This is a genomic window from Paenibacillus sp. VTT E-133291, from assembly GCF_002264395.1.
In the GTDB taxonomy this organism is placed as follows: Bacteria; Bacillota; Bacilli; order Paenibacillales; family Paenibacillaceae; genus Paenibacillus_AQ; species Paenibacillus_AQ nitricinens.
In genome coordinates this window covers 1-18,415 of record NZ_NFVA01000082.1, presented here as the reverse complement: position 1 = coordinate 18,415, position 18,415 = coordinate 1, and the positions used below count along the sequence as shown (strand labels likewise).

17 protein-coding genes are annotated in these 18,415 nt (G+C 44.3%); 4 read left to right on the top strand and 13 right to left on the bottom strand.

Going from position 1 to position 18,415, the window contains the following annotated elements:
• Positions 1-23: 23 nt before the first annotated feature.
• Together glgD and CA598_RS24965 are read right to left on the bottom strand one after the other, a co-directional pair.
• Complete coding sequence (glgD, locus tag CA598_RS24970) at positions 24-1,127, bottom strand: glucose-1-phosphate adenylyltransferase subunit GlgD (protein ID WP_094873599.1); 1,104 nt, start codon at positions 1,125-1,127, stop codon at positions 24-26.
• Positions 1,128-1,249: 122 nt separating this feature from the next.
• Positions 1,250-2,413, bottom strand: a complete 1,164-nt coding sequence (locus CA598_RS24965) for a glucose-1-phosphate adenylyltransferase (protein ID WP_094873597.1) — start codon at positions 2,411-2,413, stop codon at positions 1,250-1,252.
• 463 nt (positions 2,414-2,876) lie between these two features.
• Between CA598_RS24965 and CA598_RS24960 the strand changes: the two genes are divergently transcribed.
• The 3 genes from CA598_RS24960 to CA598_RS24950 all read left to right on the top strand — a co-directional run bounded on the left by CA598_RS24960 (position 2,877) and on the right by CA598_RS24950 (position 5,855).
• Positions 2,877-3,560 (top strand): response regulator transcription factor, encoded by a 684-nt coding sequence (locus CA598_RS24960; protein WP_076116779.1) that lies wholly within the window; start codon positions 2,877-2,879, stop codon positions 3,558-3,560.
• Entirely contained in the window at positions 3,557-5,140 is a 1,584-nt protein-coding gene (locus tag CA598_RS24955) for a sensor histidine kinase (RefSeq protein WP_094873595.1), read from the top strand. The genes CA598_RS24960 and CA598_RS24955 overlap by 4 nt, the downstream gene beginning before the upstream one ends.
• A gap of 148 nt (positions 5,141-5,288) precedes the next feature.
• Complete coding sequence (locus CA598_RS24950) at positions 5,289-5,855, top strand: FAD-dependent oxidoreductase (RefSeq protein ID WP_042184618.1); 567 nt, start codon at positions 5,289-5,291, stop codon at positions 5,853-5,855.
• Positions 5,856-6,219: 364 nt separating this feature from the next.
• Here the strand turns inward: CA598_RS24950 and galU are convergent, their stop codons facing one another.
• The 10 genes from galU to CA598_RS24900 all read right to left on the bottom strand — a co-directional run bounded on the left by galU (position 6,220) and on the right by CA598_RS24900 (position 17,063).
• Complete coding sequence (galU, locus tag CA598_RS24945) at positions 6,220-7,131, bottom strand: UTP--glucose-1-phosphate uridylyltransferase GalU (RefSeq protein WP_094878270.1); 912 nt, start codon at positions 7,129-7,131, stop codon at positions 6,220-6,222.
• Between the two features lie 20 nt (positions 7,132-7,151).
• A complete protein-coding gene (locus CA598_RS24940; protein WP_094878269.1) occupies positions 7,152-8,132 on the bottom strand; it encodes a glycosyltransferase family 2 protein in 981 nt (326 codons plus the stop codon).
• Between the two features lie 78 nt (positions 8,133-8,210).
• Positions 8,211-10,349 (bottom strand): ArnT family glycosyltransferase, encoded by a 2,139-nt coding sequence (locus CA598_RS24935; protein ID WP_094878268.1) that lies wholly within the window; start codon positions 10,347-10,349, stop codon positions 8,211-8,213.
• A 194-nt stretch (positions 10,350-10,543) separates the two neighbouring features.
• On the bottom strand, positions 10,544-11,089 hold the full coding sequence (locus CA598_RS24930) for a DUF1697 domain-containing protein (protein WP_094878267.1): 546 nt from the start codon (positions 11,087-11,089) through the stop codon (positions 10,544-10,546).
• 26 nt (positions 11,090-11,115) lie between these two features.
• Positions 11,116-11,934 carry a phosphotransferase family protein gene (locus CA598_RS24925; RefSeq protein WP_094878266.1) on the bottom strand — a complete coding sequence of 273 codons (819 nt, stop codon included), beginning with the start codon at positions 11,932-11,934 and terminating at the stop codon, positions 11,116-11,118.
• A 14-nt stretch (positions 11,935-11,948) separates the two neighbouring features.
• Positions 11,949-12,245 carry an antibiotic biosynthesis monooxygenase family protein gene (locus tag CA598_RS24920; RefSeq protein ID WP_094878265.1) on the bottom strand — a complete coding sequence of 99 codons (297 nt, stop codon included), beginning with the start codon at positions 12,243-12,245 and terminating at the stop codon, positions 11,949-11,951.
• Between the two features lie 19 nt (positions 12,246-12,264).
• Positions 12,265-12,891 carry a hypothetical protein gene (locus CA598_RS24915; protein ID WP_094878264.1) on the bottom strand — a complete coding sequence of 209 codons (627 nt, stop codon included), beginning with the start codon at positions 12,889-12,891 and terminating at the stop codon, positions 12,265-12,267.
• Positions 12,892-13,015: 124 nt separating this feature from the next.
• Positions 13,016-14,122 carry a GerAB/ArcD/ProY family transporter gene (locus CA598_RS24910; RefSeq protein WP_094878263.1) on the bottom strand — a complete coding sequence of 369 codons (1,107 nt, stop codon included), beginning with the start codon at positions 14,120-14,122 and terminating at the stop codon, positions 13,016-13,018.
• A gap of 239 nt (positions 14,123-14,361) precedes the next feature.
• Positions 14,362-15,516 carry a Ger(x)C family spore germination protein gene (locus CA598_RS24905; protein WP_094878262.1) on the bottom strand — a complete coding sequence of 385 codons (1,155 nt, stop codon included), beginning with the start codon at positions 15,514-15,516 and terminating at the stop codon, positions 14,362-14,364.
• The gene (locus CA598_RS24900; RefSeq protein WP_094878261.1) at positions 15,513-17,063 is read right to left on the bottom strand and encodes a spore germination protein; all 1,551 of its coding nucleotides are present in this window, start codon (positions 17,061-17,063) and stop codon (positions 15,513-15,515) included. The genes CA598_RS24905 and CA598_RS24900 overlap by 4 nt, the downstream gene beginning before the upstream one ends.
• A gap of 221 nt (positions 17,064-17,284) precedes the next feature.
• Between CA598_RS24900 and CA598_RS24895 the strand changes: the two genes are divergently transcribed.
• Positions 17,285-17,602 carry an MGMT family protein gene (locus CA598_RS24895; protein WP_094878260.1) on the top strand — a complete coding sequence of 106 codons (318 nt, stop codon included), beginning with the start codon at positions 17,285-17,287 and terminating at the stop codon, positions 17,600-17,602.
• On the opposite strand, the gene CA598_RS24890 is transcribed toward CA598_RS24895, so the two are convergent.
• Positions 17,599-18,300, bottom strand: a complete 702-nt coding sequence (locus CA598_RS24890) for a DUF1361 domain-containing protein (protein ID WP_094878259.1) — start codon at positions 18,298-18,300, stop codon at positions 17,599-17,601. The two genes, CA598_RS24895 and CA598_RS24890, sit on opposite strands and share 4 nt — an antisense overlap.
• Positions 18,301-18,415: the final 115 nt, after the last annotated feature.

Genomic DNA, 18,415 nt, shown 5'->3' with positions numbered 1-18,415 from the left:
GCTTTGTGCATCTAATCCAGTCGTTAGATCTTGCTGCTCTTGGCGATGACGAATGGACGTTTGCTATCTCCAACAAGAATTCGATTCTTACTCAAATGTACGTCTTTATCCATAATTACATTCTCAATGACCGCATTTTCTTCGATGACGCACTTTTGCATAATTACTGAGTTGATGATCTTCGCTCCCTTACGCACCTGGACCCCACGAAAGATCACGCTATTCTCTACCGTTCCAGCTATAATGCAGCCATTCGCCACCAACGAATTACTGACATTAGCACTTTCCAAGTACCTTGTTGGAGCCTCATATTTAATCTTCGTCTGTACCGGGCTTTCTTTGAACAAACTGAAGTAATTCTCCTGCTGGAGCAGTTCCAAACTGTTCTTATAATAACTCTCTAATGAATTAATTACGGCATGATAGCCATGATATTCGTATGCGGCGATATTAAATTTATGTCGGTTCTTCTGAATCACATCACGGAAAAAATAACTCTCTCCATGCGCAATGCAATGCTCCACCTGCTCCAAGAACAGTTTTTTCTCCATAATGAAGATATCCAGATATAAATTAGGATGGTCCTTCTCATGATGGATATTAGTCACCTTATTCTCTTCGTCTACTTCAATACGCTGGCATAGATCATGTTCTGGCTGCAGTTCTTCAATCTTTTTATACACTACTGTAACGTCGGCACCCTTCTCCAGATGGTAACTGTACAAATCCTGAAGATCAATTGTATTGATATGCTGGCTGCCGGAAAACACGATATATTTAGCAGATCCCCGTTTAAAAAGATCCAGATTGTTATGATAATGCTGTAAGTCCCCGAGAGAAGTATCCGTAGGATCGTTCCAGTCTGGAGGCAAAATGAATAATCCTCCATGCTTGCGGTTCATATCCCAAGATTTTCCGTCACCCAAATGGTCCATTAGAGAACGGTATTTACGGCGGACGAACAGGCCAACGCTCTCCAGGTCTGCACGCATCATATTAGAAAGCACGAAATCAATCAACCGATAACGACTTGCAAAAGGTACGGCTGCACCACAGCGGAAATAAGTGAGTTCATTTAGTTTGTCAAGTTCATGATCCAGATTAATTACACCCATGAGTTGCTTCATCGGAATCCACCGTCCTCTTATAATTTATAAGAAAGTATAAGTTTCACGATATACTTTATCCTTATAAATCTCGCATAAACGCTTACCGTCCCTAGAAGGACGCCAAAGGCGTTTTAGCTTGATTATATGGTTTTGGCTACAGCTGATTTACGTTTTTTGCTTTTGTTGTCGATCAGCAGAATTTCATTCTCATTCTCCCGTTCGATGCCTATTTCCATATAATCGTCGATTACCGTATTCTCACTAATAATCGCTTTATGAATACGTACATTTTTGCCAATCTTGACCTTAGGCATAATCACGGAGTCCGTAATTACACTTCCCTCACCCACTTCTACACCATAAAAGAGAACCGAGTGATTCACTTCTCCATGCACAATGCAGCCCTCATTAATAATGCAGCCTGACACTTTCGCCCCAGGGGCGACATATTGGGCAGGTTGATTCGGATTACGTGTAAAAATGCGCCAGCTGGGATCATTTAGATTAAGTGGCGGGGTATCGCTCAGCAAATCCATATTCGCTTCCCATAAGCTAGTTACTGTACCTACATCTCTCCAGTATCCTTCAAAAGGGTAAGCAAATAAGGAGTTTCCGTCCTCCAGCATTAAAGGAATGATATCCTTGCCGAAATCGTGGGAGGATCCTACATTCTCTCCATCCTCCAGTAGATGCTTGCGGAGAACCTCCCATTTGAAGATATACACCCCCATAGAAGCTAATGTACTTTTTGGCTGAGCGGGCTTTTCCTCAAATTCGTAAATTTTTAGATCTTCCTCGGTATTCAAAATTCCAAATCGGCTTGCTTCCTCCAGCGGAACGTCAATGACAGAAATTGTGCAATCAGCGTTTCTTTCCTTGTGGTATTGAAGCATAGCGTGATAATCCATTTTATAAATGTGATCTCCGGATAGAATAAGAACATGCTCTGGATCAAACTGATCCACAAACTTAAGATTCCGATAAATCGCATCTGCTGTTCCCCGGTACCAACTGCTTCCATTCTCACGTTCATGCGGTGGCAGCACGAATACCCCGCCGTTCTTACGGTTCAAATCCCAATCGCTGCCTACTCCGATGTAAGAATGCAGTATGAGTGGCTCATATTGAGTCAGCACACCCACTGTATCAATACCTGAATTGGAACAGTTACTTAAAGGGAAGTCGATGATCCGATAGGTCCCTCCAAAATAAACAGCGGGCTTGGCAAGCGATTTGGTTAGACCTTTCAATCTTTTGCCTTGGCCTCCAGCCAATAGCATGGCTACCATTTCCTTTTTCTTCATGGAAAAGCCTCCCTTGACTTATGGGTAATATGAAGTTCAGCAAGCACAGGTTGAATGAACAGAAGTTCCAAAAAGAAGTGAATGAACAAGAAATACACTTGAAAGAAATGAGCCTTGATAGGAAGATGGACAAAGATGAGAAAAACGTGGAAGGAAATATAACACGGTCGAATAATCTTCCCTAAAACGGGTAACTTTCACCAAAATCAGGAGATTATCCTTATTGTAAAGTGTTCTATATCCGCCGTCAAAACCCTTTATCACATTTTCGAAAATCCGGATTTTTTAACCTTGTTTGTTATTAAACACATTAATATTACTTATAACTAAATTAACCCCTTTGAAACATCATGAAATAAGAAAAGACTCCTTTACACGTAAAGCAAAGGGACGGATCTTCAGCAAACTTTCAACCGGATATGTCATAATGTAGCTATCTATCACTGATTTGGAGGTACCTATGATGAAAGCAGCTCAAGGCGTTCGACTACTGCTAGTAGATGATGAGCCTCATATACTACAATTTCTGGAGCTGGGTCTCCTTAACGAAGGATTTGAAGTCAGAACCGCACCCGATGGGATCACAGCCATCTCGGTAGCTGCTGAGTTCAAGCCACATGTAGCCATCCTAGATGTCATGATGCCTGGCATGGATGGATTCGAGTTATGTCATTACCTTCGCTCAGAAGAGACGGAACTAGCCGTTATTATGCTAACTGCAAAGGATGAAGTGGACGATCGAGTCAAGGGTCTCACTATTGGCGCTGACGATTATATGGTCAAGCCCTTCAGCTTCGACGAATTGCTTGCCCGAATTCAAGCGCGGCTACGCAATCAGTTTCCAGGTCTGCTCGGCGAGGTGCGCTGCGGTCCATTCCGAATTGATAGCCGTAGAAAAGAAATTCGCTTCAAGGAAGAAGTCCTTGAACTCTCCCCCACGGAATACGAGTTATTACAGTATCTCGTTATTAATCACGGCCTTGTACTAAGTAAACCCATGATTCTTGATAAAGTGTGGGGCTATGACTTTGGTGGTGAGGAAAATATCGTTGAGGTCTATATCCGTTCACTTCGCGAGAAGCTCGGAGATAAGGAGCACCGTATTATCCGTACCCTGCGGGGAGCAGGCTACCGGGTAGATCTATGAGTAAGCGCATCTTTAAATGGTTTCGTAAGCTGCCTGCACCACGTTCTCTGCGCAAGCAGTTGCTAGCCATTTCGCTGCTCATTCTATCAGGATTGCTGCTGCTAATCGGAGTATTACAATATATACTCATGCGGGATTTCATATATAGCAATAGAGCAGAGTCTATGGAAGCGCAAATACGTTCTGTTCCCCGTGAAATGTTTTTCAACTTTTTCAATTCCTATGACGAGGACACCACAACTCCAAATGAGGGAAACACCGAGTTTAATGGCAATTTGCCGGGGGAAAGAAACGGCGAGAATAAAATTCCAAATGGTCAAAGAACCGGTGAAAATAGGCGTCCACTCCTGCTGGATGCCCATACAACACTCGCTATTTATAGCGCGGATGGCACCTTCCGAGACTTACAGCAAATGACTTTATCTGATTCAGCCGCGCCTAGATTAACGAATGAGCAATACAATAATCTGCTCACTCATATCACGGATAGAGCAACAGGAAACTATAAGCTCGTAGAGGCCGATGACGGCACTGAACATCTGGCTATATTCGTGAATCTCTATAGACCTGGAAATACTCGATTGCTACTCCAAATGAGTGTGAATACCGGACCTCTTACGGATGTAATCTTACAGCAATTGATGATCTACGCAGGCTTGTCAGTGATTGCTTTATTGGCTGGCTTCTTCCTATACTTGCCTGCCCTTCGAAAGACGCTGGTCCCTCTGTCAAATATGGGAGAGTCCGCCGAGATCATTGATGCCGGTAATCTGGATATCCGATTTCCAATGAACCAAGGCCAGACTGAGATCGACAAGCTGGCTCATTCATTCAATGGTATGCTCGAGCGTCTCGAAATATCCTTTCATAATGAACGGGAAGCCAAGGAACAGATGCGCCGCTTCGCTGCCGATGCTTCTCACGAGCTGCGAACGCCGCTGACCTCGATCCATGGCTTTCTAGAGGTCTTACTGCGAGGCGCTGCGGATAATAAAGAACAGTTATACAATTCATTGCGAAGCATGCATGGCGAATCGAAACGGATTAATAAGCTGGTGGAGGATTTACTGCTGCTCGCTCGGATGGACGGCGCCCCTCAACTGCGGATGACGAATCTGCTGCTCGGTGAGGTCATATCCGAAATGAAGCCGCATCTGCTCTTATTAGCGGATCAGCGCAAGGTTACTTTTGATATCTCGTATGGCATCCAGGGTAAATATGAACCCAATAAAATCAAACAGGTGATTCTGAATCTGTTCCACAATGCGGTTCAGCATACGGATGCAGAATCTGGCACCATTCATCTCTCTTTATATGCTAGAGGAAATGAGGCCATTCTAACGGTGCAAGACAACGGCTGCGGGATTTCTCCAGAGCATATCCCACATATCTTCGATCGCTTCTACCGCAGCGATTCCTCTCGTACACGAAAATATGGTGGATCAGGACTCGGCCTTTCTATTACCAAGTCTATCGTAGAGGCACATCAGGGCAAGATTATTGTAAGCAGCACCCTCGGTGAGGGAACAACGTTCAGAGTTACCCTTCCTTGCGAGGAAGGATTAGCCAAGAGAGAGTAATAATCGTTATAATAGATGATAGGCTTAAGCCCATGCTTACGAAGTAGTTTTGCTATGTTGTCCATTCTAAGGAGCGTCGCTCCGCAAAACTTAAGCCTATGCTTTCGAAGCGAGTTTTGCTCCACAAAACTTTTAGGAGGTCAAAAAAATGTACGAAATCGCCGTAATTGGAGCCGGTCCTGCCGGTGCAAGCGCAGCCCTGTTCGCCGCCAAAGCGGGCAAAAAAACGCTGCTGATCGACAATGATAAAGGCATGACCCGTAGAGGATGGTTTGAAAATTTTTATGGAATTTCCGAAGTAGGCGGTCCTGATCTCGTAGAAACCGGACATAAGCAAGCCGTCAAATTCGGCGCTGAGCTGGTAGCAGAACAAGCGATTAACCTCACTTCCAGCGGCAATGGATTCGTCATTGAAACTGAAGACGGAATCATTTATGAAGCCAAACATGTTATTCTAGCAACAGGTGCCCTTACCGATCTAGCCGCCAAAGCAGGTGTGGAAACTAAGGATGGTACAGAACCAAGAATCAAAACAGTAGTCGCTGTTAATCCAGAAGGCAAAACAAATATTGAAGGCATTTGGGCTGCAGGTACCGTTGCCGGAGTAAGTGTACATGCCATTATTACGGCAGGCGATGGCGCGAAGGTAGCCATTAATGTGATTAGCGAGCTAAATGGCGCGCGTTATGTTGATCATGATGTGCTAAAGGCTTAATCAATGATTGAAAATATAGATCCGGAGACGATTCTTAGGAATCTGTCCTCCGGATTTTTTATATCGCAAAATATAACTGCACTTGGTGCAGCTATTTCATACTTTAGCACCCCTATGACTTTTTTAAGTGTAGTATGTGCAACTAAAGACAGTCGAAAAGTGTATTTCCGTTGGATTACGAAGAAATAAGTGTATCAAGTGCAACTAAGTCGATACGTAGTTGAATGATACACTTTTTAATTGTATAAAGTACACTTATCTGCTCACTCTCTTTACGCGACACGCAAAAAAACTGCCCCAAATCAACCTAATCTCACCGCCGAATGACGATGTTATGGTCGTTTGAAACAGTCTCCTTCAATCACTAGCGTGTACCCCAAGGTAACGCCCCCACTTCTTCACTTTCCTTCAGACTAGCAGCCAGCTTTTGCAAATACGGAACCAGTAATGGACGCAACTCCTCCCGCATCAATCCGACCTCCAGCGTAGCCTGAATGTAGCCGAATTTATCACCAATATCATAACGTCTGCCGATCAAATCCAGCGCTAGCAGACCTTCAGTACGGCATACCTCATGCAATGCATCAGTCAGTTGATATTCACCACCTGCTCCCCGTTCAAGGTTAGCCAGCACTGAAAATATCGAAGACTCCAAAATGTAACGTCCCATAATCGCATGCTCTGAAGGTGCCGTATCGGGTGAGGGCTTCTCCACCAAACCTTTAACTTCATGGACACCTTGTAGTGAACCGCTAGATGAAATAATTCCGTATTTATGAACCTCCTGCCGTGGTACCTGCTGAACACCGACGATGGTCTTCTCTTCTTGTTCATACAATTGCATCATTTGCAGTAGCGCCGGGTCCTCCGAGACCATGATATCGTCACCGAGCAGAACAGCGAACGGCTCATCGCCAACGAACTGTTCCGCACAAAGGATGGCGTGACCTAGTCCTAGCGGCTCTTTTTGCCGAATGTAATGAATGCTGGCCAGTTCGCTAATCGCTTGGACTTCACGAAGCAGCTCCTCTTTTCCTTTTTCCAAAAGCATCTGTTCCAATTCCACTGATTTATCGAAATGATCTTCAATCGATTTCTTGTTACGCCCCGTCACGATAATGATACTTTCAATGCCGGATCGAACAGCTTCTTCTACGATATATTGAATCGCCGGCTTATCCACAATGGGCAGCATTTCCTTGGGCTGAGCCTTAGTTGCAGGCAGGAAACGAGTGCCTAAACCCGCGGCGGGAATAACCGCTTTTCTAATCTTCACAACGAATCCCTCCCTTGTATTTATCGATTGTGTAGAGCTTGCTGCTCACGAGCATCCTGCTGCTTCTTGCCTTCATAGAACTCCTGAACAATATAGAGCGGACGTCCCTTGGTCTCATCATAAATCCGACCGACATACTCACCCAGAATCCCTAACATAATGAGCACAAAACCATTAAAGGTCAGTGTGATTCCGATCATCGATGCCCAGCCCTTAACGACTGAATCCGTAAAAATCACCAGATATAGCACATACATCAGATATAGAAAACCAGAGGCCGACAGCAACGCGCCAAGGTATCCTGCCAGCTTCAGCGGCTTATAAGAGAAGGAAGTAATTCCATCCAGAGAGAGCTTAATCATCCGTTTCAGCGGATATTTTGTTTCTCCCGCCAGACGTTCATCGCGTTCATATTCAATGGCTTTTTGCCGAAAACCGACCCAGCTGACCAGACCGCGTACGAATCGATTTTTCTCCGGCAGGCGCTTGAGCTCCTCACAGACTTTACGATCGATGAGGCGAAAATCCCCCGTATCGACAGGTATTGAAATATCGGTTGAATAACGTAGCACTCTATAAAAGAGGCTGGCCGTCCACTTTTTGAATAAGGATTCTCCGTTGCGCTTTATCCTTTTGGCATATACAACTTCATACCCCTGCTTCCATTCCGTAATCATGTCCAGAATCAGTTCCGGCGGATCTTGTAAATCGGCATCAATAATGACAACTGCATCCCCTAGGGCGTAATCCATTCCGGCAGTAATAGCGATCTGATGTCCAAAGTTACGAGACAAGTCGATCAGCTTCACACTCTCATCCCAGTAGCTATATTCCTCAATCATCTGGGCGCAATTATCTGTGCTGCCGTCATTCACAAAGATCAGCTCATACACTTCATTAGTTAAGCCCATTACTTTTTTGATACGTCGATACGTCTCTTGAATGACCGCCTCTTCGTTAAACATCGGTATAATAATGGAATAGCGCACGTGGGTACTCATGAGCAGCTCCTCCTTAAATTTGAATAATGAAGCGTGCCTGATCTATCTCATAACACGCTTCATATGCTTAACATTCGCCTAGTTTACAGTGACCTTGTATAATGTCCCGCTGTTTCCTCCATCGCTTCCTGCCCAATCGGCTTCTGGAACTTCTGTACCATTCTCTGTGATCCAAGTCGTCAACTCGGAGCTTCCCCCGCGTCCACCACCCATACCACCGCTATTGATCAGGAAGTACTTCACCTTTCCGCTCTCTACGAACGCCTTTAGGGTATCTGGGGTATACACGGTGTCTGAGTTAGAAAATCCGTTCAAAATAACAACCGAGGCACCCTTATCAACGATATATGGAGCTGCTGTGCCATAATCCAATGTAGCAAAAAGATAAGGCTCCCCAGTATTGTTCTCCTCCAGATAGGACAACAGACTCTCATTCGCACTTGCGGCGCTATTACGTCCAAAATTGCTGGGACTGCCGCCCATTCCCCCTCTACCCTCACTACTGCTCGGGCCTGCCTCAGGGGTTTGACTGTTTAAACCATAAGTTATGGGAGTAGCTGCCCAGTAAAGCGGCCCAACTAACAATACTAATACGGCTGCAATACCTGTCGCTGTCGTATAAATAAAGGATTTTTTAAAACCTTTAAGAACTACCAGGACCAGCGAAACCACTATGCCTGCAGCTAAAATCCCAATGGACCAGCCACTGCCAATCGTATCGTTATAAGGATGAACAATGTACCACTGGAACCCTGCAGTAACCAGCGTTGCGGCAGGCAATAGCCAAGACAGCCAACCAGAGTGCTCCCGATATAGCGTCCACAGCTTCGACCATCCTGCACCGACTAATGCTGCAACTGGTGGAGCCATCATCACCAGATAATATTGATGGAAGAATCCTGCGATACTGAAGAATCCCATAACTGGCACCAGCCACGCTAACCAGAAGAGAGCCTCTTTATGAGCTTGGGTAAAGTTCTTTCTCCGCAGATTGGCGAATAATCCAATGATGCCTAGCAATACGAAAGGCAGCATCCAGCTAGCTTGACCTGACAGCTCCGATTGGAACAGGCGCAGTGGACCTGCTGTTCCTGTATTGAACATTCCGCCTCCGCTTCCACCGCCGTTCATGCCGCCGCGATTTCCTCGCCCGCCGTCCTCGCCACCAAATTGCCGACCTTGACTGTCTGTTCCACTAGGAGGCTGACCTGGTGCACCTCCATCATCGTCACCAGTCTGGCTATTCGAGGTCGAATTTGTGCCTTGCCGGCCCGAAAATGCTGCACGTCCGCCATCAGCGCCACTATTACTGCCTGACCCGTTCATGTTGGGCATCTCGCCATTCATAGCTGGCATTTCACCATTCATGTTCGGCGTCTCGCCGCCATTCATTCCTGGCATTCCACCGCCACCACCACCTGCCCCGCGATCCCCCGTTAATCGGGCCACGCCATTATACCCAAAAGCAAGATTCAGCACTGAATTGGTACCACTGCTGCCGATATAAGGCCGTTTGCTGGCGGGAATCGAATCCACGATCACTGCCCAGGATAAGGAGACTACAAGCAAAATTGCTGTGGAGGCGGCCAATACTCCCGTCTTCCGCTTCCAGTTCACTTTGGCAGCTAAGACATAAAAGAAATAAAAAGCCGGTAGAACCATGTATGCCTGTAGCATCTTCTCGTTAAAACCAACACCGATTAACGCAAATGCGGTAAGAAGGCTACCCATCTTGTTGCTCTTCGTCCCTTTAAATAGAAACCATGCCGCGAGCAGAAGGGTGAATACAAGCAGTGCATCAATATTGTTCGTCCGGCTGACTGCCGCTGCTACCGGAGTAGTCGCCATGACTAGAGCTGCTATACGTGCTGCCGCTCTGCCAAAGGTAGACTTCACCAGCAGGTATACAAGTAACACGGAGCCCACGCCGCCAAGTGCCTGTGGCAAAATCACACTCCAACCGTGCAGCCCGAAGATAAGCGCGCTAAGTGTCTGAATCCAAAAGGTAACTGGTGGTTTATCTACCGTTACTGAACCCGCGGAGTCCAGTGAAGCGAAGAAGAAATTATGAAAGCTCTGCAGCATACTTCCCACCGCGGTGGTGTAGTATGTATTCACATAGTGGTCATTCCAAACTCCATACCCGTACAAAAAAGCGGCAAGTAATAAAATGAGCCACAATATAAGATCCGAGCTTATTTTTTTGACCCTGCTCATCTCCATCCACTCCTATCCTTTGATCATCTGTATTCCGGCAGTTCTGTGCCCCCGGTTCAATCTTTCTGTAGGTGTATTATTTCACCCTTACCTTAACTCTCAATGAGTCCAAGCTGAATGTTTGCTGAATATACAAGGCCCCCAGAACGCAAAAAAGACCCCACAATGTGGAGCCTTTCTGTTTTTAAAATTGACTATTCCATCCTGCCCATAGCAACGAGCTTATTCACTGTATTCCAGTTACGTGCTGTAACAGACATACCTAATATTTTGTCAAAAGAAACCTTAAAAAGCGGCGATTGGCTCACGCTGATCTCATATAATACGTACATCTCTCTGCCGGCAAAACGCAGTTTATCCGGTCCTTCCTCATAAATACGCAGCTTATCTAGTGCTTCAGCTGAAGGCACTGCTGGCAGAAAAGAAACATACCATCTTTTGAACGCCTCTGGGTCGGTCAGCTGAAAGGGATTATTAGTGATTACTTCCTCCATCTCAGCCAGTGTACGAATCATAACAGAGACCTCAAAACCAAAAACCTCATGAATCTGGCGTTCAATGACTCCGCTAAGGAGACTCTCCGATTCCTCATCACTTTCAAACACTACATTGCCGCTCTGAATATACGTTCGTACATTGTGAAAACCAAGGGACTGCAACATTGTCTTCAGATCCTGCATCTTAATGATTTTGTGGCCGCCGACGTTAATGCCACGCAGCAGCGCAATATAGATGGTCATGGAGCACACTCCGTTTCTAGTCAGGATCAAGGTAGTCCCACGGTTAAGGTCTGCAGACGTTTACGCACTTCTTTTACCAGAAGCTCCTTCTCCGGTGGCGGAAGTCCTTCCACCAGACGCGCGGCAGCGATTGGCAAAATCCAGCGGTCTATGTCCTCATAGGCGAGACCTGATAAACGGAGATACTCCCGAATGTATCCCTTGGTTAATTTCTTTCTAATAAAACCTATCATCATTCTCGATAAGGCAGAGGCTCCAGGGGGCATGGCTCCCATACTGAACATCACTACAGATCGAGCAGCATCGGCCGCTGGTTCTCCCGCCACACCTGTCATCCAGTCGATTACCCAGAGCTGGTCATCCATAAGCACATTGTCAGGATGGAAATCTCCATGACATAAATGGGTTCCTTGTGGTAACTTCTCCAGATAGCTCAGGATGGCTGACTTCTCATCTTCACTAAGCATTGGAGCCCCCATAATATTCCACTTCAACATATCCTTCTGCTGTCCAATTTCTTCTGTAGGTTCAAGCTTATGCAAATCACAGTGAAGTCCCGCCATCATTCTGGCATAATGGGCAACTTTCCAAGGCTTCTCACCCATCACCTTTAGCAGGGAGGGACCTTGAATTTGTTGAAAAACGATTCCTTGTCTACTCTGTTCAGAAATTAGTTCAAAGGGCTGCGGTGTCCGGACGCCCTGCGAGTGCACAAACTGGCTGATCTTATATTCTCGGCTAATATTCTGCCCTGAAACATCCGCCAGGTACAATTTAAGAATCCTCTGATCATCATGCTGCCAGATCTCCGCTGTTCTGCCTTTCCCAATAAGCTTCGCCTTCATTCAGCAGCCTCCATTTAGTCCAGATTAATGCGGGTAAAATGCTCAACAACCGGAAATGGATCGTAGTAATGGTGAAGCAGCGCCTTCCATTCCTGATACTGGCTGGATTCTCTGAATCCTATGGTGTGATCTTCAAGCGTTCTCCACTTCACAAGCAGAAGATATTTATGATCATCCTCCAAGCAATGCTGCAATTCATGCCCTATGTAGCCTTCGATCGAAGAAATTAAGCTTGAGGCCTCCTTGAAGCTTTTTTCAAATTCAGTAGTAAAACCAGACTTCACTTGCAGCATCGCAGCTTCCAAAATCATAATCAGCATCCTCCAAAGGTTATGTATTTAAAGCATCACGGAAAAATTCATGATAAAAATTAATAATAACAAGCAGAATGGCTAGTGACTCGTTGACCTGCTCCACCTCAAGGCTATGATTAGCATCATCGATTCTATACACTTTTAAATGATGAAGCCCATCAATTTCACCAGATAGCTGTTCGCTAAATAAAGGGTCGCTTCCGCCATAAATTACAGTCCCACGACTCTGCTGTATCAAAGGGATCGCCTCAGGTAATGGTGTTATATATAGATGAGACGTCTTTTTCTGTATTTCCAGCTCTTCTGCAATTCTCCCTGCTATGACCGAACCCACGCTTTTGCTAATGAATAGAATCTTTTTGTAATCAGGAAGAGATGCAATGGCCGCCTTACATTCCTGAATGAGAATAATCATTTCATCACGCTTAAAACCTACTCTAGCACTCTGATAGCCATATTCAAGCAGCAGGACATCGCAATTATGTTCCCGAGCAGCTTTGGCCGCATAATCTAGCAGAGGGCGTTCAGCCGAGTAATTTTTACCCGGAAAAATAACAGCCAGTGTCTTAGATCCTTGAGTAATATATTTATGTCTAACCTCTCTACCCCAATAAGAGGACATAATGATGTTGCTGACGTTCATACCTGTTTCCCTCTTTTCTAAAACAACCATTCTATATATCTATCATTATAGCTAACTTATGTTTAGTTTTAAAATCAAAGAATTCCTAATCTTTACTAGAGATCAGGAATGTTCGAAAGTAGGTCTATTGCTGTGATGCCACCTGCTTATGTTTACTTTTACTAACCTTAATTTCAGCACAAATCCACAATATCAACGGAATAATCACCTGAAAAGGAAGCGCATATATTGGATAAATAGTATAGGCAAAATGCTGCATCTCCATAATATCCTTGAAGATAAACCGAGAGAAATAAACCATAATCAATCCCAGCTGAAGCACAACGGATCGGTAGCTCTTCAGTTTGAATAATTTAGCGACTCCAACACTAGCCACATATAAACATAAGCTGGCCTTTATGAATATGGTGATTACAAATCCAAGTGCGGATGATGCCTCCATTCGGGTCAAAAAATCCCCGATATTAATCCGACTAACTGCTACATAAGAGGGAAAGTATAAGCTTTGAACAATATCAGGATTGAGAATCAGCAAATTCCGCAGTGAAACAAGCAAGATCACTCCGCCAGAAATCAGTAATCCGCTTAGCAGTATCTTTTTGGCTGAGTCTTTTGCCGGTAAATGACTAAATACTCCCATAAAAAGAACAATTTCAGCAAAAGGAAAAGCAAATGATCCCAATGTATCTGCCAATACCGGTGACCATCCACTGTCAAGAAAAGGCTTCAAATAGTGGTACTTGAGCTTGGGAATGGCTAGGATTTCAATTAAAAAAATCTCAGCTAAAAGCAGCAGTAGAAATAGTTTAGCACATCTTCCAATCACCTCAATTCCTGCCTTAACCACCCAGATACATAACAGTCCAATACATAACATGGGTGCAATCATAGGGGTCTCAGTCAAAGCTACTGTTTTACTAAATTCTCCAAAATTCCTTAGAACCAGGGCCCCCATATGCAGCGCGTACCATATATACATACAAGAAACTACTCTTCCAAGGATAGATCCAAATACGGTGATCAAGATATCAAATAGATCCTTCGCCGGAAAAAGCACATGAAATCTCGCGTAGATAAAAAGCAGGGGAACCGTTAACGATATGGCAAAAAGTAAAGCAATCCAGCTACTGTTGCCCGATTTCCCCGGCAGTCCCATGAATAGTGAAGTCCCAATAATAAATAGAACAACAATACTTATAGAATGCCCTGTGGGTATAATCTCTCTTTTCATGCTTAAATCTCCTCTTGGACTTGTAACTAAAATAACTTGCTGATCCAGCTGACTATGAAAGGTGAAGGACTAGGAAGCTGCCATTTCATGGCCAATGCAAAAGCAATACAGAAAGAAAACAGACATAGTGTACAACACACATAAAAATCCCGTTTCATCCCTTGCTTTAATAGTCCGTAAGGATCCATCAATACAACAAAAAAGTAGATTAACACAACGATAACAGCCAATTTAATCACCTATTCTTGATGGATCTGGATAGATCTTGAGTTTTGAGCACTGCTTTCAATAATTACTGTTGAATTTACAACCACATCTAGATCAGAGAATTCCCGCTCCCAATCTTTATCTAGCTCGGTCCAGGTCTTAGGCATATTCTCAAAGATAATTTCTCCGAATCCAAAAATATCGGAATGATATTCCCGCTGCACCTTTTTAATTACAGAGAGAATATTCTTCTGTAATTCCTTAGCGGCACGCTTTTCTATAACATTCTTACTATTTAGACTAGTGAATCCTTCAGTAGTCATTACCTCATCAAGCCCGGTATGTGTGAACGTATTTATCTGTAATTGGAGCTTGCCGTTTACCCAAACAGGCTTTACTTTTGTTTTATTAGAGAAAATTTCAAGTGTAAAGTCGGGGGTTCCCTCTTCGTTATTCACGGTTAACACCCCTCCCTTAATATTATCTTTAACAAACAACATATACTTGGTCTCTTCGCCACTCAGCTTACCAATCATTTTGTCCATTTTGAATATAGCTGTTCCACTAACACGCGGATTCTTCTGACCATTCTTTTCGTGAATATAAATAAGAGGAGCTATCGCACAATCCCCCGGCGTTTCAAGCTTTTCAATGAAGTCCCAAATTTCAACAACTGGAGCCGTGCTTACATTTTTTTCAACCATCATCTGCTGGGCAAGACCATAAGACATAATCGTTTCTGTTGAGCTGTTCAAATTAATTACTTCCTGAGCCGTCTTCTCTTTAGAAACAAATACATAAACATCCGACCGAGTTTCTGTATCTCTGTTGTACCAATCAATCACTTTTACAACCCCTTCCTTCGCTACCTCCTCACTGATAATGATCGCCTTGGAATGGCTCCAGAATAATTTTTTTCCCGTGATTGAAATCATGCCTCGCACAATTTCAAACAGCGTTTTACCTGAAAGACTAACCATCTTATATCCCGCTTGACTAGACTTCATCCCCTCTTTCGTATCCACGATTTCGACCGTTGCTAATAGCTTCCCGTCAGAATCTTTATCGATGCCAATGCCTGCTACAACCGCCCTGTCTTCAATTTCAGCGTAATCCCAACAGCCCAAGATACTGACCAGAAGTAATAGTGATATACAAGCTAGCAAACCTTTTTTGATTTTTTTCATGACCGATTCCTTACTTTATTTGTCGCTTTTCTCTTTCGATTACGAGCACCAATCATCGCTGGACGCAGATACATATGCCACCACGGCGCCCTTATAGCTGTATCCTTAATATCCTGCGGGCGAATAGAACCTACTCCAAGCATGTATTGAACGCCAAAGGAACGTAAACTCATCAAATGAATAACTAAACCGATCACACCCAAAAAATATCCATATAATCCTAGAAAAAAGGTAGCAAACAGCAGCAGCGACCTTACTACGATTAAAGGACCCGTCAGCCTAGGGTTAAGCAAAGCCATAATTCCGGTTAAACCCACAACAATAATCATAGGTGCGCTAACTATCCTCGCTTCCACAGCCGCCTGACCCAATACAAGCGCACCTACGATACTAATCGCCTGACCAATGTAGGTCGGTATTCGTTCTCCTGCCTCGCGCAGAATTTCAAATATCGTTAGCATGAACAAGACCTCCACTACAGTCGGAAAAGGAACGGCAACTCTCGACGTTGAAATACTAAGCAACAACATGGTAGGCAGCATCTCCTGACTATAGGTAACCAATGCTACGTACAAAGCAGGGATACTAATAGACAAGAAAGCTCCTAGCACCCTTATCATTCGATTAAATGAACCAAAGTAATAGTTAATATAATAATCAGAACTAGCCTGGAAATTCTCCACAAACAAGTAGGGCACTGTCATTGCATAAGGACTGCCTTCCATTAATAAGGCAACTCTGCCCTCCATAATTTTGCTTACTACAGAATCTGGACGTTCTGTGCTCCCCGTCATCTCAAAGGGTGAGAAGGGTTCATCCCGAATAAGCTCTGAAAGAACAGACGTATCCAATACAACATCTATATCCACCTGTTGAATTCGCTCTTGCAACTCTTTAACAACTTCCGGTGAGGCCAACCCTTCGATATAACAAATACAAGTTTGTGTTTTGGAGCGGACCCCGACCTGGCCAAAAATCAACTTTAAGTCCGGACTTTGCACTCTTCGGCGAATGAGCGTCAAGTTTACAAGCAGTGACTCTGTAAAACCTTCTCGCGGACCATTGACACTTTTTTCCGTCACAGGCTCCGCGATGGCCTTCGTTTCCCACCCCTGCGCACTAATGTTAAGCGCACCAGCAAAGCCATCCAGCAGAAATAATGTTTTTCCAGCTACGACCGCGCTAACCATCTCATCCAAACTCGTAGAGCAGACCACATCGCTAATGTTAATAACCAGCGTCCGAATTTTCTCCATCATTTCGGCTGTATTCCCGCTATCCATTGCCGTAAAATCAAAATCCATTAGAGGCTTTATCACCCCGTACTGGATCATTTCCCTGTCTACCATTCCGTCTACATAGACTAATCCGCAGCGGATGCCGTCACTATGGATATTATTTAGCACCCTTATCCTAAGAGTTCCATCATCCTTGAATATTTGCCGAAACAGATTCATCATTTCATCTAGTGACGTACTCGGAGTCTGCTCAGAGGTCGTATTTTGTTGAGAATCTTTGCGGTTACCATCTGCTGCCTTTTTCTCCACAGTAGTCACTCCTGTCACAATAGTTTCCTAGAAATTATCCCCCATCTCACTAAATACTATCCGCCAAAATTATACTGAAAAGGGATCAACTTCTTTGCAAAGGAGAGTAAGCTCCATCCGTTAAAATAAAAAAAAGCCGCTTTATCAGCAGCATGTTGAATGTTTATGATTGTAGGGGTCATCTGGTATAATTTGATGAAAATAAGAGATAGGAGCTCCCTATGACACCATTTACAGAACAAGTGATTCGTATCATACAATCTATACCTGAAGGAAAAGTGATGACTTACGGAGGCGTTGCTCGTGCGGCAGGAAGACCAAGAGGCGCAAGGCAGGTGGTTCGTATCCTCCACTCCATGAGTAGAAAATATAAACTTCCCTGGCATCGGGTTATCAACGCCAAAGGAATGATCGCCTTGACCGAAGATGAATCCAACTCCCTCCAGAAGCTTTATTTGCAGGAGGAAGGGATTATTTTTAATGAAAAAGGTGTGGTAGATCTGAAGCAATACCAATTTGATCCGGAATTTATGGGTTAACCACGTATACGCTTGGCGTCCCTTCCTTTTTCACGGGTTCCAAGACCATTTAACAAACAGTACATCGTAGCGTAGATGACCAGCAATACAAACGCAATGAACAAGCTAAAAAATACCGACTGTCGATTCAAGCTGTCCATAACCAGTTGGTACAACTGATGCCGGTCCGTCAGTACGTCCCAGCTATTCAGCCTGTAGACTCTGCCAAGCAGGACCCCATACCCCCCAAGTACACATGCTGCGAGTACGAATATCCAAGAGAAGAGCAGGCTGCTTTTGCGGTAAACAACCGTCTGGAACTGGTATAAAGAGAAGAATCCAGTCAACCAGCCGCTCCAAGTGAACAATAAGAGGGTAGCCAGATCATACCAATACCGATTCTGAATGGTGCCATCCACGATATATCTGCTTTTTCTTATCGTTAGATGCACCAGATCCGTCATGAGATAAGGCGCGTTCGGAAAGAACAGCAGCCAAGCGACGCCTAGCGGAACAAGCAGCAAGCCACCTATCTTCCTTTTATCCAGTTCATAAGCAGCCATAGAGAACAGGAACGGTATCCAAGCCAGGAATAAATTCCAGAGTAAAAATGCATAAAACGAATCCGTCTGTAGTGACACTACACGATATACGGCCAATGTCGCCACAGACAGACCTGCCAAGAGCATAAACACCTTCGGATAATTCAATTCCTTCATGAGCTTATATTCTCCTTATCGAGATAGTTTACATTTAACTTATACCCAATTGTACAAATTTGGCATTCTCAAGTCCAATCTGCGGGAAATATAAGGATAATGTATAGTGTGAAAC